This window comes from Salinicola socius (assembly GCF_001937195.1).
Taxonomy (GTDB): domain Bacteria; phylum Pseudomonadota; class Gammaproteobacteria; order Pseudomonadales; family Halomonadaceae; genus Salinicola; species Salinicola socius.
Genome location: NZ_MSDO01000017.1, coordinates 212531 through 225348 on the forward strand (window position 1 = coordinate 212531; position 12818 = coordinate 225348).

A 12818-nucleotide genomic window follows, 5' to 3' on the forward strand; every position below is an offset into this window, starting at 1 on the left:
TGCAGGTACGTGGACAGGTGCGTGGCGAACCACGCGTTCGCGGTCTGATTATCCGCGCCAATTTACGAAAGGTCAAATAATTACATTTAGACTTTAGTGGCGGATTCGGCCCCGAGGCGCTTGCCGGGTCTCGCCTTGTCCCGCATGCTGACGCCTTTCCCGTCACATCGGGTAACCGCTTCGATGATCAAGACATATGTTTCCTTACTCTCGGCGCCTCTTGTCGACTCCCTGACCTCGAGAGCCGTAACGGCTGCCATCGTGATATCGATGTCGATCTTTCCCGCGGTCGCGTCGACACCACCGCCCTCTCCCGATCTTCTGGCTCGTGCCGATGTGGTGTATCAACCCACCGCGACATCCCTCGAGCAGCTCGCCCCGGACGCCGATCCCGACGTCATCGCCCTGGGTCTTGCCACCATGCAGTGCGCCCAGCGCCACGGCGTGGGCGAAGCTGCGCAGCGCCTGGCGATCATCGATTACAGCCGCTCCTCGCAGACACCACGCCTGTGGGTTTTCGACCTCGCCCGGCACAAGCTGCTATACCGTGAAGTCGTGGCCCACGGGCAAGGTTCCGGGGGCGACGTTCCCGATCGATTTTCCAATCAGGAAGGCTCGCACGCCTCGAGCCTGGGTCTGTTCGTGACGCGTCGGACCTACGAGGGCAAGAACGGCTACTCGTTGCGTATGGATGGGCTCGAGCCCGGCTTCAACGATGCCGCCATGAGCCGCGCGATCGTGATGCACGGCGCCGATTACGTCGATCCTGGCATCGCCGAGCGTCAGGGACGACTCGGACGTAGCTGGGGATGCCCCGCTCTGCGTCCCGGCGTCGCAGGGGATGTCATCGACGTGCTCAAGGAGGGCCAGTTCATCTTCTCCTACTATCCCGAACGGGAATGGCTGATGAATTCGGCGCTGGCGCAGTGCGCTCAGGCCCGCGTCGAGCAACAGGACACCGCCGAGTATTTCCTCGGCACGCGCTGATCAAGCCTCGCCTTTATCGAGTGCAGGAGGGGGCGCGCACGACGTCGATAGCGAGTACCCTGTTCATGGCAGTCACCCCATCGTTGGCGGCCGCCCCACCAACAGCAGCCACCGATCCCGGCAGTGGGGACGACGTGAATCGAGAATGCGTCGTTCTGCGGCGCGTCGGTCGAGGGAGTCAGCATGTCACGCACGGCAATTACACTGCTGCTATTGATCGTCACCCTGCTGGTGTCGCCAGCGAGCTTCGCCGTGCCCTACTGGGGCGAGAAACAGTCAAGCCCTGTCGATACGCCGATCGATCAGCTTCCTCCCGGCGCCTGGATCTGGGGTGGCGATAACAGGCATGCCGGCCCGATGGCCGTCGTCGTCAGCCTCACCGAGCAGCGCGCCTACGTCTATCGCAACGGGATCCTCATCGGCGTGACGAGCATCAGTACCGGTCGCGAGGGTTACGAGACGCCGACCGGCGTCTTTACCGTGCTCCAGAAGGACAAGGACCACTACTCCAATCTCTACGGCAATGCACCGATGCCGTATCAGCAACGCCTGACCTGGGACGGCGTGGCGCTGCATGCCGGCGGGCTGCCCGGTTACCCGGAATCCCACGGCTGCGTCCACTTGCCGACCGAATTCGCTCGCCTGTTGTTCGATGCTTCCAACCTGGGCATGACGGTGGTCGTGGCGGAGGCGGGCCAGGCGCCGATCTCCGTGGTTCACCCGGGACCATTGAGCCCCATCGATGCCCATACTGGCAGTGGTGTCGAGATTCCTCTGCTGGACAGTGGCAGCAGCTGGCGCTGGGCCATGGACCCTCCTTCCGAAGGCCCGGTCTCGATGGTTCTCAGCCGTAGCGATCGCCTGATCGTGGTCTATCGCAATGGCGTCGAGATTGGCCGTTCGCGCGTCGAGATCGGCAGCCCCGATAGGGTGACGGGTACGCGCGCCTATATCGTCGAAGGCCATTTCCATCCACCGCCGGCTCGAGAGAGCGATGAAATGCCCCTGCGTACTCTTCCCATGCCGACCTGGATTGCGATTGGCGTACCCGGCTACGAAAGCACTGCCGGCCATCCTGTCTCGACCAGCCTCGTCAATCAGGTGGTCGTGCCCGATGGTTTCAAGCGGAAGGTGTTACCTCTGCTGGAACCCGGCACCGTGCTGGTCGCGACCGATGCCCATCTCACCGCGGAAAATAGCGGTGAGCCTATCCGGGTGATCGATAGCGTCGGCCCCCGTAGCTGGCTCGATGATGCCGTGACGCTGCCCCCATCCGCCGCCGACCGCTGACGCCGGCAGGCATCCCCGCTCGTCCTGGGGTGCGTCACACTGTGCGACATTTATCCGCTATGACATTCATCGCGGGTAGCCTATGTTGAGAGTCGAAAGGCGACTCGGCTCGCCGCAGCGACAGGCAATCAGCAACCAGGCGGTACCCGAGCGCTTCCATTCGATGCTTTCACGATTGCGAGGTGTCCATGTTCAAGTCTCTGCTGGTCCCCATCGATGGTTCCGAGGACTCCCATATCGCGCTCAACGTTGCCTGCCAGTTGGCAGCACCGGTTCAGGGCAAGCTGTATCTGCTCAACGTTCGCGACCCTTACCCACAACTGCATAAGGGCGAACTGCTCAGCGTGGAAGCAGCGATCAAGGCGGCTTCGGTGGATACCGCCGATCGCGAGGGTCACGCCATAATCGATGCCGCGCTCGATACGCTACCCTCCTTCCCCGGCTATAACGGGGAGTTCGATACGCTCGTCAAGCAGGGTTCGCCGGCACGCATGATCGTCTCCGAAGCCGAACGGCTGGGCGTCGATGCCATCGTGATGGGCAGCCGGGGCATGGGGCAGTTCAAAGGGCTGATGATCGGCAGCGTGTCGCACAAGGTGACCCATGTTGCCAACTGTCGTGTTATCTGCGTACACGAGACTCCGCATCGGCATGCAACTCAGGCACCCCACGAGTTCGTCGACTTCGACTGATCTTCGGCGACAGCCCGGCATTGCCGTCATGGCGAGCTTGCGGGACTTGCGCATCGCCACCATGCTGAATGGACTCGGAGAGCCTCAAGCGCTCTCGAAGGACGCCCATAAGGAGGCATTCCATGGCTAGCGGTTGGGCAAAGGACGGCGCGGTGCAGGAGCAGATCGACAGCACCGTCGAAGATGGCATCGAGCAGGCGCGCCAGCGGCTGCGAAACCAGGGCCCCAGTCTGACGATCTGTGAAGAGTGCGAGGCTCCGATCCCGGAGGCCCGCCGTCAGGCGGTGCCCGGCGTTCGCCTGTGCATCGACTGTCAGGCGGAAGCGGACCGCCATCAGACCCATCACGCCAACTACAATCGTCGCGGCAGCAAGGATAGCCAGTTGCGTTAGCGACCAGACTCCCATGCCAACACGATCGGCTGGCACGGTGTGCCGGGCATCGGCCAAGGGTGATGATAGAATCATCGGATCGCTGTCACAGCCTGCCGAGCGCTGAAGGAGTCCGACCTCATGCATTTCGATCTCGCGGACCTGCGCATTTTCGTTCATGTGGCGGAAGAGAGCAGCCTGACGGCCGGGGCTCAGCGCGCGCACCTTTCCACCGCCGCGGTCAGCGGTCGGATCAAGTCACTCGAAGCGCAACTGGAAAGCCGGCTGTTCTATCGCAGCAGCCAGGGCGTCGAACTGACACCGGCGGGAGAGCGCCTTTTGCAGCATGCGCGTCTCATCCTGCACCAGGTCGAACGTGTCAAAAGCGAATTCTCCGGCTATGCCAGTGATGTCATTGGCCATCTCCGGATATTTGCCAACACCACTGCGGTGATCGAGTTCATGCCCGAGGTGCTGTCCGATTTTCTCGCTTCGCGTCCCGGCATCACCGTGGATCTTCAGGAACGCCTGACCAGCGATATCATTCGCGGCGTTCTCGATGGCACGGCCGACATGGGAATTCTGGGCATCATGGTCGGCGTCGAGGTACCTTCGCGGTTGAAGACGCTGCCTTTCAGCCGGGACCGGCTGGTATTGGCGACCCCGCTCGATCATCCCCTGACCGAGCGTGACGAGATCACCTACGAAGATGCGCTGGACTACCCACATGTCACTCTGCATGAGGGCAGTACCCTCTTCCACTATCTGGAAAGAAAGGCGCTGGAGTTCGGCAAGCCGCTACCGGTCAGAATTCAGGTGTTCGGGTTCGAATCGGCATGTCGCATGATCGAAGCCGGCGTCGGCGTGGGGATTCTTCCGGAATCCTGTGCGCTACGCTATCAGGATCATATGCGACTGAGCGTCCGGCACTTGAGCGACGCCTGGGCATATCGAGAGCGCAGCGTGCTGATCCGCGAAGATCACGTCCTGCCCGGTTTCGGGCAGGAGCTGCTGGATATCATCACCCAGTATCAGTCCTCCCGATCGCTGGCGTCGACATCGGGATAGTCTGCGTTTCGTTTCGTCGCGAGAACGCGCCCGCCATGAAAAACGCCCCGCAGTGCGAGGCGTCGAATCATGCGCGAGTCGAGCCGATCAGCTCAGCCGCTGCATGTAGTCCACGTAGCCGAAGGTCTTGACCGTGCGTACCTCGCGGCTTGCCTCGTCGATCCGGCAGATCGCCGGCAGACGGATGCCATTGAAGGTGGTGGTCTTGACCATGGTGTAGTGGGCCATGTCGGTAAACACGAGACGATCGCCGATCTCAAGCGGCGCATCGAACGCATAATCGCCGATCACGTCGCCGGCCAGGCAGGTCGTTCCGCCCAGGCGATAGGTGTGCGCCTTCTCGCCAGGCTTGGCACCGCCGATGATCTCCGGACGATAGGGCATTTCCAGCACATCGGGCATGTGCGCCGTGGCCGAAGTGTCCAGGATCGCGATGAGGCCATCGTTTTCGACGATATCCAGCACGCTGCAAACGAGATAGCCGGTGTTGAGCGCAATCGCCTCCCCCGGCTCCAGGTACACCGTCAGGTGTGGATGGCGCGACTTGAACTCACGAATCACCCGCACCAGCCGCTCGACATCGTAGTCGGCCCGCGTGATGTGATGACCGCCGCCGAAATTCACCCATCGCAGATTGGCAAGATACTGGCCGAACTTCCGCTCGAAGGCACCCAGAGTCGCTTCCAGCGCGTCGCTGTTCTGCTCGCAGAGCGCGTGAAAGTGCAGCCCCTCCAGCCCCTCGATGTCTTCCGGCGCCAGATCCGCAGCCCTTGTGCCCAGCCGTGAGCCCGGCGCGCAGGGGTCGTACAGCGCCACGTCGCCGGTGGAATGCTCGGGATTCACTCGCAGCCCGCAGGAGACCCTCCGCGGCGACGCTAGCACGGTCTCACGAAAGTGCCGCCACTGCCGCGGCGAATTGAAGCTCAGGTGGTCGGCGTAGCGCAGCACCACGTCCATCTCCGGCGCGGTGAACGCCGGCGAATAGACATGCACCTCGCCACCGAAGGTCTCGGCACCCAGGCGCGCTTCATCCTGACCGCTGGCGGTGGTCCCGACCAGATACTGGCTGACCAACGGGAAAGTATCCCACATGGCGAAACCCTTCAGCGCCAGCAGAATTTTCGCGCCGCTGTCGGCCTGCACCCGGCCCAGCAGCTCGAGGTTGCGACGCAGCAAGGCGTCGTCGACCACGTAGGCCGGCGACGGGCAGGCGCCCACGTCGAAGGGATAGGCGATGTCGTTCGTTGCCATCAGGCCAGCGGATCCTGGTCGGGATCGAGCTCGACCATCTGCCACGGCAGTCCCATCTCACCGATGCGCTCCATGAACGGGTCGGGATCGAGCTGCTCGACGTTGTAAACGCCCTCACCTTTCCAGATGCCCTGCAGCATCAGCATCGCGCCGGTCACGGCCGGTACGCCGGTGGTGTAGGAGATCGCCTGAGACTGGACTTCCTCGTAGCACTTCTCGTGATCGCAGATGTTGTAGATGTACACCTTGCGACGCTTGCCATCCTTGATGCCGTCGAGGATGACGCCAATGTTGGTCTTGCCCTTGGTGCGCGGGCCGAGTGACGCCGGGTCCGGCAGCACCTGCTTCAGGAACTGCAGCGGTGAAATCTCGACCCCGTTGACATTGATCGGCTCGATGCGGGTCATGCCCACGTTCTCGAGCACGTTGAGGTGGGTGATGTACTTCTCGGAGAAGGTCATCCAGAAGCGGATACGCTCGAGCCCCTTGATGTTCTGGGACAGCGATTCCAGCTCTTCGTGATAGAGCAGATACAGATCCTTCTCGCCGATGCCGTCGAAGTCGAACTTGCGCTTCTCGGCCAGCGGCGGTGTTTCGACCCACTCGCCCTTCTCCCAGTAGCGACCGTTCGCGGTAATTTCGCGAATATTGATCTCCGGGTTGAAGTTGGTGGCGAACGGATAGCCGTGGTCGCCGCCGTTGGCGTCCAGAATGTCGATCCGGTGAATCTCGTCGAACAGATTCTTCTGGCCGTAGGCGCAGTAGATGTTGGTCATGCCCGGGTCGAACCCGCAGCCCAAGGTGGCCATCGCGCCCGCTTTGGCGTAGCGATCCTGGAACGCCCACTGCTCCTTGTATTCGAACTTGGCCTCGTCGGGATGCTCGTAGTTGGCCGTATCCAGATACGGTACGCCGGTCTGAAGGCACGCTTCCATGATGGTCAGATCCTGATACGGCAGGGCCACATGGATGAGGATGTCCGGCTTGAAAGACTCGATCAGCGCAACCAGCGCCTCGACGCTGTCGGCATCGACCTGGGCGGTCTGGATCGGACGCGACAACTGCTCGGCGATCGCCTTGCATTTGGCTTCGTTACGGCTGGCGAGACAGATCTCGCTGAATACCTCGGGATGCTGGGCACACTTGTGAGTAACGACACCACCGACGCCGCCGGCGCCAACAATCAGGACTTTGCTCATGAATTCACTTCCAGATCGGGAAAAGTCAACAGTGATAAGGTCTTATCGATAGTGGTCAAGGGCTTGTCAAATGATTGGGCAACTCTTCAGCGCACCCCGACCCGATGCCACCCCGGTCTTGGTCCCTCTTCATATCCACCGGAATGGATCCATATCCACCGGGATTGGCGAGAGGCCGCAGATAATGACCTCGTCAGAGACTGGCCTCAAGAGTTTTTCGCGTCAAATCTAGACCGAATCCAGGACAGGTTCATGACATCGACATCAAGCCCCTCGCCATGTGACGAGCGCGCGCTCCCGTGTGCCGCTCAGCCACGCGGCCCCCAAAGTATGATACCGGCACCGAGCAAGCAAATCGCCGCGCCAATGACGTCCCAGCGATCCGGCAGACGCTGCTCGACGAGCCACAGCCACAATAGCGAGGTGACAATGTAGACACCGCCATAGGCAGCATACGCCCGGCCCGCGTAGTCACTATCGACCAGCGTCAGTAGCCAGGCGAACAGGACCAGGCTGAAGACACCGGGCAGCAACCACAGCGGGGCTTTATCCAGCCGCCACCAAGCCCAGAAGGCGAAACATCCGGCGATTTCCGCGAGTGCCGCGGCGAGATAGAGGACAGGTGTCAACACAATGCTGGCCTGCGTGGCGTGGGAGAAAACGTCTCGCATCCCGCCCGAGATCGTCGAGGAAGCTCAAACGACGACCCCGGCCGAAAGCCGGGGTCGAAATGCATTCTTGTCGGAACCGTGAGAGATATCCTCAGCGACGGCCGAGAAGAATCCCCAGAAACACGCCGACGCCGCCAGCGATGGCAAGCGCACTGATCGGATTCTTGACCGTGGCTTCACGGACGTCGTCGATTTTCTCGCCGTAGTTGGCCTGCAGCTTACCGGCAGTCTGGCGTGCCTTGCCCTCGCTCCGCATGTCATCGTCTTCGGTGAAGCTGCCAACGGCTTCCTGAGCGCGACCCTTGAGTTCTTCGGTGCGTCCTTTCACTTGATCTTCGTACATCTCGATCTCCTTGATCTCTGTTCTGGCAGCAGACACATTCCGCTGACGCTTAAGCATAGTTGTCTTGAAGGATCTCGCCAAAAATCGGAGCGCTCGAGCCTGGCGCAGCCATGAAAGCGGTGGCCCCGAACGAGAAAGAACGCCAGCGCCGAAAACTGCCGGACAGCGATGCCTCGCCGGTTTACGCTACGCCTCGGTCATACCGCTAGGGTTTGCTTGGATGTCGATAATCTCGCTGGGTCGCTTGTTACTGCTTTCCGCCCTCTGGGGCGCCAGCTTTCTGTTCATGCGTATCGCCACGCCGGCACTCGGCGCCTTTCCCACGGCGTTCTTTCGAGTGTTGCTGGGTGCTCTTGGGCTGGTAGTCATTCTGGCCTTGATGCGAGCGCGTTGGCGGTTCAATGGCAAACTCGGGGCCACACTGGCGATCGGAATGATCAATTCCGGGATCCCGTTCGGCATGTTCTGCATCGCGGCGCAGTACTTGCCCGCCGGTTATTCCGCCATGCTCAACGCCTCGACGCCATTGATGGGCGTGGTGATCGGCGCCCTGTTCTTTCAGGAAAGACTCACGCGGGATCGCCTGATCGGCGTGGCGCTGGGCGTACTGGGCGTCGGCGTTCTGGTCGGGACCGGCCCGGTCGCGATAGGCAGTGGCCTGCTGATCGGTGCTGTCGCCTGCCTGACTGCCGCCGCCTGCTACGGGCTGGGCGGTTTCGTGGTCAAACGCTGGATTGCCGAACGTGGCGGACTCGACTCCCGTCTCATCGCATTGGGTTCACAGTTCGGTGCGACGCTGCTGCTCGCACCCTTCATGCTTGGGCAGGTAGCACTGGCGCCACAGGCGCTGGTCTGGGATGACACCGGCGTCTGGTGGGCAATGCTGGCGCTGGGTATCGGCTGCACTTCGCTGGCCTATCTGCTCTATTTCCGCCTGGTCGAGGATCTCGGACCGATCAAGCCGCTGACGGTCACCATGCTGGTGCCGCTGTTCGGGGTGCTGTGGGGCGCGCTCTTCCTCGGTGAAAAGGTCACCTGGGCGCACGCCGCCGGCGGCTTGCTGATAGGGCTCGCGTTGTGGCTGATCCTGTTCAAGCGTCACCGCACAACCCTGACCCCACCAGGCGAAAATAGCGACTGACCCGCCGCTCGCTGAATTCGCGTCTATACTCACTTGGCAAACTTTTCTAATGAAGGAAAAGAATATGAAAAAGCAAGGATGGCTGGGTGCCGGGATCATCGGACTGGGATTGATGCTGAGTGCGTGCTCGAGCGCACCGCCCTCGCCCTATCAGAAAGCGGCCGGCGACTATGAAGGCGTGCTTCCCTGCGCCGACTGTTCCGGTATCAACGTCGACCTGCAGATGATGAACATGGACGACACCGGTGGCGCCTATGTCCTGAACAGCCTGTATCAGGGTCGCAGCGACGAGCCGATGGTCACCAAGGGCAATTACATCGTGCTCGAAGACGCTGGCATGCAGCAGCTACCGCTCGTCTACCAGTTGAAGGGCGCCCAGGGTAATACGATCTATTATCTGCGTCCGCTGGATAATGGCGATCTCGAGGTCCTGGACCCCAATATGCAACCCGTACAGTCCGGTGCCGACATGACGCTGAAGCGTCAGTGAGGTTCCACCGGAGCCAGAATGAACCGGGCCGAGGCCCGGTTCATTCGTTTCCGCCCCCGGATTTCAGGGAGCGATGCACGTAGAGGTCGTAACGGCTCGTCTTGCTCTCGATGACATGCTGCGGCGGCGGTCCCTCGATGGGAGGTGCCTTGCGCGGGCGCTTGACCACCACACGATGTGTGGCAACCTCCAGCGCCGCTTCCAGCAACCGAGAAGCATCCTCGTCATCCCCGGCCAGTTCGCGAAACACCCGCATCTCTTTCTTGACCAGCGCCGACTTCTCGCGATGCGGAAACATCGGATCGAGATGGACGACCTGAGGCTGATGCGGCCAGTCGCTGACCGCCGCCTCCAGAGCCGTTGCGCTATCGGCGTGTCTCAGGGAAATGCGCCGAGCGATCTGCGCCACTTCCTCGTCATTCAAAGCCGACGTCAGCGCCGCTTCCAGCAGGGCGTGAATGGCCGCCACCCGCTCGACCATCAACACCTCGGCCCCGAGCGATGCCAGCACGAAAGCGTCTCGCCCAAGACCCGCCGTCGCGTCGACGACCTGCGGCACCACACCAGTGCCGAAACCGCAGGCCCGGGCCACGAGCTGGCCTCGACCGCCCCCGTAACGGCGCCGGTGTGCCGCGGCCCCGGAAACGAAATCGGCGCTGATCGGCAACCCGTAACGCTTGATATCACCGGCGATTTCCAGGCCCCGCTCGGCACGTTGCAAGACCAGGCCGCCGCCGGGTGCCGTCAGCGACCAGGGCAGCCCGTAGCGCTCGGCCAGATCGGTCAGCGTTTCGCCGACCACGACCAGCGAGGCTGCGTCGTTCACGTCGCCCATACGAACAACGCGACGCCGAGCAGCAACCGATAGATCACGAACGGCATCATTCCAATTCTGTCCAGCGCGGCCAGAAACAGCTTGATGCAGAGCCAGGCGGCAACGAACGAGAACGCCACGCCCAGCAGAATTTCATGCCACTGGGTTGCCGTGCCGGACTGCACCAACTCGACACCTTTCAACGAACCGGCCGCCAGGATCAGCGGGATGGATAGCAGAAACGAAAAGCGTGCGGCCGCCTGACGGGTGAAACCGAGCATCAATGCCGCCGTCATGGTAATACCCGAGCGCGACGTGCCCGGGATCAACGCGATGGCTTGCGCCAGTCCGATCAGCAGCGCGGTCTTTAGCGTCATCTGTTCGATCGGCTGAATCCGACTTCCGCGCTTGTCGGCGATCCCCAGCAGCACCCCGAAAATGATCGTCGTCGTCGCAATGACCAGTACCGATCGGCCCGCACTCTCGACCCAATCCTCGATCAACAGGCCGACGATCACGGCAGGGATGGTACCGACGATGATCGCCCAACCCAGACGGCTTTCGGGCGTCTGGCCCCGCTCGCCGAACTGAGTGAACCAGGCGTGAAGAATGCGCCAGACCTCGTGACGGAACGCGAACAACACGGCTCCAAGAGAACCGATGTGGACGGCGACATCGAAGGCCAGCCCCTGATCGGACCAGCCGAACAGTTGGGAGGGTAAAATCAGATGAGCGGAAGAGGAGATAGGCAGAAATTCGGTCAAGCCTTGGATGATGGCGAGTGCGGCCAGCTGAAAAACATCCATTTTCGTTCAATATCCTTGTGCGAAGAGGTCGCCATCGTGGACCTCGATCTTGTCACGCCTTGCGCCACGCCACCTCATCACGCAGATAGACGGGTATTACCTCGTGAGGCGCGTTACCACGCGCGCCACGCTCCCATGAGGCAACGGCCAGACGTGCGATATCCTCCGCCGCCGGCAGCTCGTCGGGGAGGGTTTGAGCCAATGTAGCGTGTACATCGACAGGTATATTAGACAAAAGTTGCCAACCGCTGCCTATCCCCAACCACTCGATGCCGCGGTCGGATGGCGGCAGTCGCAGCTTCGACGGCGGCATGACACGCTCTTCGAGGGCCACGGTCAGCGCCCCCTCGAGACAGTGATAGGCACCCACGTAGATCTCGTCCATGCGGGCGTCGAGCGCGGCGATGACATGGCGGGCATGCCATTTGCGATGCGCCGCCAGCGCCAGCGCCTCCAGCGTCGAGATACCCATCAGCGGCAGATCAGCACCGTAGGCGAGCCCTTGCGCGACCCCGGCCGCGATCCGCAGACCGGTGAAAGAGCCCGGCCCTTGTCCATACGCGATCGCATCGAGCTGGCCAAGCGACACGCCGGCTTGCGCCAACACGTCGTCGATCATCGGCAGTAATAGACGGGTATGCTCTCGCGGCGCGATCTCGAAACGCTGAACGATGAGTCGATCCTGGATCAGGGCACAGGAGCAGGCAGTAGAAGAGGCGTCCAGCGCCAGCAACGTCGGCATCGGTTTCCCGGGGAATGGCAGCAAAGAGAAGTCAGCGAGTATAGCGTATCGAGGCGTCGAAACGATCGCTCCGCCAAGTGGCGGAGCGAAAGTCGGAGCCGGGTGGGAGTCAGGCTTTCAGCGCCGCCAATACCTGCTCGCGAATCTCGTCGACACTGCCGATGCCCGCGATGCGGTGATAAGCCGGCGCAGCTTCGGCATCCTTGGCCGCCCACGCCTGATAGTACCCGACCAGAGGCTCGGTCTGATCGTGATAGACCGAAAGACGGTGGCGAACCGTTTTCTCGCTGTCGTCGTCGCGCTGGATCAGCGGCTCGCCGGTGACGTCATCCTTGCCCTCTTCCTGGGGCGGCTTGTAGTCAACGTGATAGACACGGCCCGAGTCGGGATGAACGCGACGCCCCGAGAGACGATTGACGATCTCTTCGTCGTCGACCGCGATCTCCACCACATGATCGAGCTTGATACCGGCATCCTTCATCGCATCCGCCTGCGGCAGCGTGCGTGGGAAGCCGTCGAACAGAAAACCGTTGGCACAATCGGGCTGCGCGATGCGCTCCTTGACCAGCGCTATAATCAGATCATCCGACACCAACGCGCCGCTGTTCATGGTCTCCTTGACCTTGAGCCCCAGCTCGCTGCCTTCTTTCACCGCGGCACGCAGCATGTCACCGGTAGAGATCTGCGGAATATGGAAGTGCTCGCAGATGAACTGGGCTTGGGTACCCTTGCCAGCGCCGGGGGCGCCCAAGAGGATCAAACGCATTGATACGGCTCCTTGAAGAATGGTGTTGGTTTTTGGAAGGGTCGGTGACGTTGAAGATGTAACGCAGAAGACACCGTCAATGGCTCAAGACGATACCTGCCGTTCGAGGAGCGCACAAGACTCGACTGCCCTCACGCTGCACCTGTCGACAAAAACGCCAACGGCCCCCGAAGGAGCCGCTGGCGTT

At 61.7% G+C, this 12818-nt stretch carries 15 protein-coding genes; 7 read left to right on the forward strand and 8 right to left on the reverse strand.

Going from position 1 to position 12818, the window contains the following annotated elements:
• Positions 1–270: 270 nt before the first annotated feature.
• The 5 genes from BTW07_RS12030 (at position 271) to BTW07_RS12050 (ending at position 4408) form a co-directional block, all read left to right on the forward strand.
• Positions 271–987 (forward strand): murein L,D-transpeptidase catalytic domain family protein, encoded by a 717-nt coding sequence (locus tag BTW07_RS12030; protein ID WP_244158358.1) that lies wholly within the window; start codon positions 271–273, stop codon positions 985–987.
• 183 nt (positions 988–1170) lie between these two features.
• Complete coding sequence (locus BTW07_RS12035; RefSeq protein WP_075570409.1) at positions 1171–2277, forward strand: L,D-transpeptidase; 1107 nt, start codon at positions 1171–1173, stop codon at positions 2275–2277.
• 188 nt (positions 2278–2465) lie between these two features.
• Positions 2466–2969 carry a universal stress protein gene (locus tag BTW07_RS12040; RefSeq protein ID WP_075570410.1) on the forward strand — a complete coding sequence of 168 codons (504 nt, stop codon included), beginning with the start codon at positions 2466–2468 and terminating at the stop codon, positions 2967–2969.
• 122 nt (positions 2970–3091) lie between these two features.
• Positions 3092–3361 (forward strand): DksA/TraR family C4-type zinc finger protein, encoded by a 270-nt coding sequence (locus BTW07_RS12045; RefSeq protein ID WP_075570411.1) that lies wholly within the window; start codon positions 3092–3094, stop codon positions 3359–3361.
• A gap of 120 nt (positions 3362–3481) precedes the next feature.
• Positions 3482–4408, forward strand: a complete 927-nt coding sequence (locus tag BTW07_RS12050) for a LysR family transcriptional regulator (RefSeq protein ID WP_075570412.1) — start codon at positions 3482–3484, stop codon at positions 4406–4408.
• An 87-nt stretch (positions 4409–4495) separates the two neighbouring features.
• On the opposite strand, the gene nspC is transcribed toward BTW07_RS12050, so the two are convergent.
• From nspC to BTW07_RS12070, 4 genes are all read right to left on the reverse strand, one after another.
• Entirely contained in the window at positions 4496–5659 is a 1164-nt protein-coding gene (gene nspC, locus BTW07_RS12055) for a carboxynorspermidine decarboxylase (protein ID WP_075570413.1), read from the reverse strand.
• A complete protein-coding gene (locus tag BTW07_RS12060; RefSeq protein WP_075570414.1) occupies positions 5659–6858 on the reverse strand; it encodes a saccharopine dehydrogenase family protein in 1200 nt (399 codons plus the stop codon). Before BTW07_RS12060 ends, nspC begins: the two co-directional genes overlap by 1 nt.
• A gap of 308 nt (positions 6859–7166) precedes the next feature.
• The gene (locus tag BTW07_RS12065; RefSeq protein ID WP_075570415.1) at positions 7167–7529 is read right to left on the reverse strand and encodes a YnfA family protein; all 363 of its coding nucleotides are present in this window, start codon (positions 7527–7529) and stop codon (positions 7167–7169) included.
• A 91-nt stretch (positions 7530–7620) separates the two neighbouring features.
• Positions 7621–7872: a CsbD family protein gene (locus BTW07_RS12070; RefSeq protein ID WP_075570416.1), complete on the reverse strand. Its 252-nt coding sequence runs from the start codon at positions 7870–7872 to the stop codon at positions 7621–7623.
• 220 nt (positions 7873–8092) lie between these two features.
• Between BTW07_RS12070 and BTW07_RS12075 the strand changes: the two genes are divergently transcribed.
• Together BTW07_RS12075 and BTW07_RS12080 are read left to right on the forward strand one after the other, a co-directional pair.
• On the forward strand, positions 8093–9013 hold the full coding sequence (locus BTW07_RS12075) for a DMT family transporter (protein ID WP_075570417.1): 921 nt from the start codon (positions 8093–8095) through the stop codon (positions 9011–9013).
• Positions 9014–9077: 64 nt separating this feature from the next.
• Positions 9078–9503 carry a copper resistance protein NlpE gene (locus BTW07_RS12080; protein ID WP_075570418.1) on the forward strand — a complete coding sequence of 142 codons (426 nt, stop codon included), beginning with the start codon at positions 9078–9080 and terminating at the stop codon, positions 9501–9503.
• A 40-nt stretch (positions 9504–9543) separates the two neighbouring features.
• Here the strand turns inward: BTW07_RS12080 and BTW07_RS12085 are convergent, their stop codons facing one another.
• The 4 genes from BTW07_RS12085 to adk all read right to left on the reverse strand — a co-directional run bounded on the left by BTW07_RS12085 (position 9544) and on the right by adk (position 12631).
• Entirely contained in the window at positions 9544–10338 is a 795-nt protein-coding gene (locus BTW07_RS12085; protein ID WP_083941811.1) for a class I SAM-dependent methyltransferase, read from the reverse strand.
• The gene (locus tag BTW07_RS12090) at positions 10326–11123 is read right to left on the reverse strand and encodes an undecaprenyl-diphosphate phosphatase (RefSeq protein WP_075570419.1); all 798 of its coding nucleotides are present in this window, start codon (positions 11121–11123) and stop codon (positions 10326–10328) included. The genes BTW07_RS12085 and BTW07_RS12090 overlap by 13 nt, the downstream gene beginning before the upstream one ends.
• Before the next feature lie 52 nt (positions 11124–11175).
• Positions 11176–11865, reverse strand: coding sequence for a tRNA (adenosine(37)-N6)-threonylcarbamoyltransferase complex dimerization subunit type 1 TsaB (tsaB, locus tag BTW07_RS12095; RefSeq protein ID WP_075570420.1), 690 nt, complete (start codon positions 11863–11865; stop codon positions 11176–11178).
• Between the two features lie 109 nt (positions 11866–11974).
• Positions 11975–12631, reverse strand: coding sequence for an adenylate kinase (gene adk, locus BTW07_RS12100; protein WP_075570421.1), 657 nt, complete (start codon positions 12629–12631; stop codon positions 11975–11977).
• Between the last annotated feature and the right edge of the window lie 187 nt (positions 12632–12818).

What these genes read in the sequence shown, in the direction of transcription:
- BTW07_RS12030 (WP_244158358.1), top strand. Translation starts at nt 271, where the DNA reads ATGTCGATCTTTCCCGCGGTCGCGTCGACACCACCGCCCTCTCCCGAT.
- BTW07_RS12035 (WP_075570409.1), top strand. Translation starts at nt 1,171, where the DNA reads ATGTCACGCACGGCAATTACACTGCTGCTATTGATCGTCACCCTGCTG.
- BTW07_RS12040 (WP_075570410.1), top strand. Translation starts at nt 2,466, where the DNA reads ATGTTCAAGTCTCTGCTGGTCCCCATCGATGGTTCCGAGGACTCCCAT.
- BTW07_RS12045 (WP_075570411.1), top strand. Translation starts at nt 3,092, where the DNA reads ATGGCTAGCGGTTGGGCAAAGGACGGCGCGGTGCAGGAGCAGATCGAC.
- BTW07_RS12050 (WP_075570412.1), top strand. Translation starts at nt 3,482, where the DNA reads ATGCATTTCGATCTCGCGGACCTGCGCATTTTCGTTCATGTGGCGGAA.
- nspC (WP_075570413.1), bottom strand. Translation starts at nt 5,659, where the DNA reads ATGGCAACGAACGACATCGCCTATCCCTTCGACGTGGGCGCCTGCCCG.
- BTW07_RS12060 (WP_075570414.1), bottom strand. Translation starts at nt 6,858, where the DNA reads ATGAGCAAAGTCCTGATTGTTGGCGCCGGCGGCGTCGGTGGTGTCGTT.
- BTW07_RS12065 (WP_075570415.1), bottom strand. Translation starts at nt 7,529, where the DNA reads ATGCGAGACGTTTTCTCCCACGCCACGCAGGCCAGCATTGTGTTGACA.
- BTW07_RS12070 (WP_075570416.1), bottom strand. Translation starts at nt 7,872, where the DNA reads ATGTACGAAGATCAAGTGAAAGGACGCACCGAAGAACTCAAGGGTCGC.
- BTW07_RS12075 (WP_075570417.1), top strand. Translation starts at nt 8,093, where the DNA reads ATGTCGATAATCTCGCTGGGTCGCTTGTTACTGCTTTCCGCCCTCTGG.
- BTW07_RS12080 (WP_075570418.1), top strand. Translation starts at nt 9,078, where the DNA reads ATGAAAAAGCAAGGATGGCTGGGTGCCGGGATCATCGGACTGGGATTG.
- BTW07_RS12085 (WP_083941811.1), bottom strand. Translation starts at nt 10,338, where the DNA reads ATGGGCGACGTGAACGACGCAGCCTCGCTGGTCGTGGTCGGCGAAACG.
- BTW07_RS12090 (WP_075570419.1), bottom strand. Translation starts at nt 11,123, where the DNA reads ATGGATGTTTTTCAGCTGGCCGCACTCGCCATCATCCAAGGCTTGACC.
- tsaB (WP_075570420.1), bottom strand. Translation starts at nt 11,865, where the DNA reads ATGCCGACGTTGCTGGCGCTGGACGCCTCTTCTACTGCCTGCTCCTGT.
- adk (WP_075570421.1), bottom strand. Translation starts at nt 12,631, where the DNA reads ATGCGTTTGATCCTCTTGGGCGCCCCCGGCGCTGGCAAGGGTACCCAA.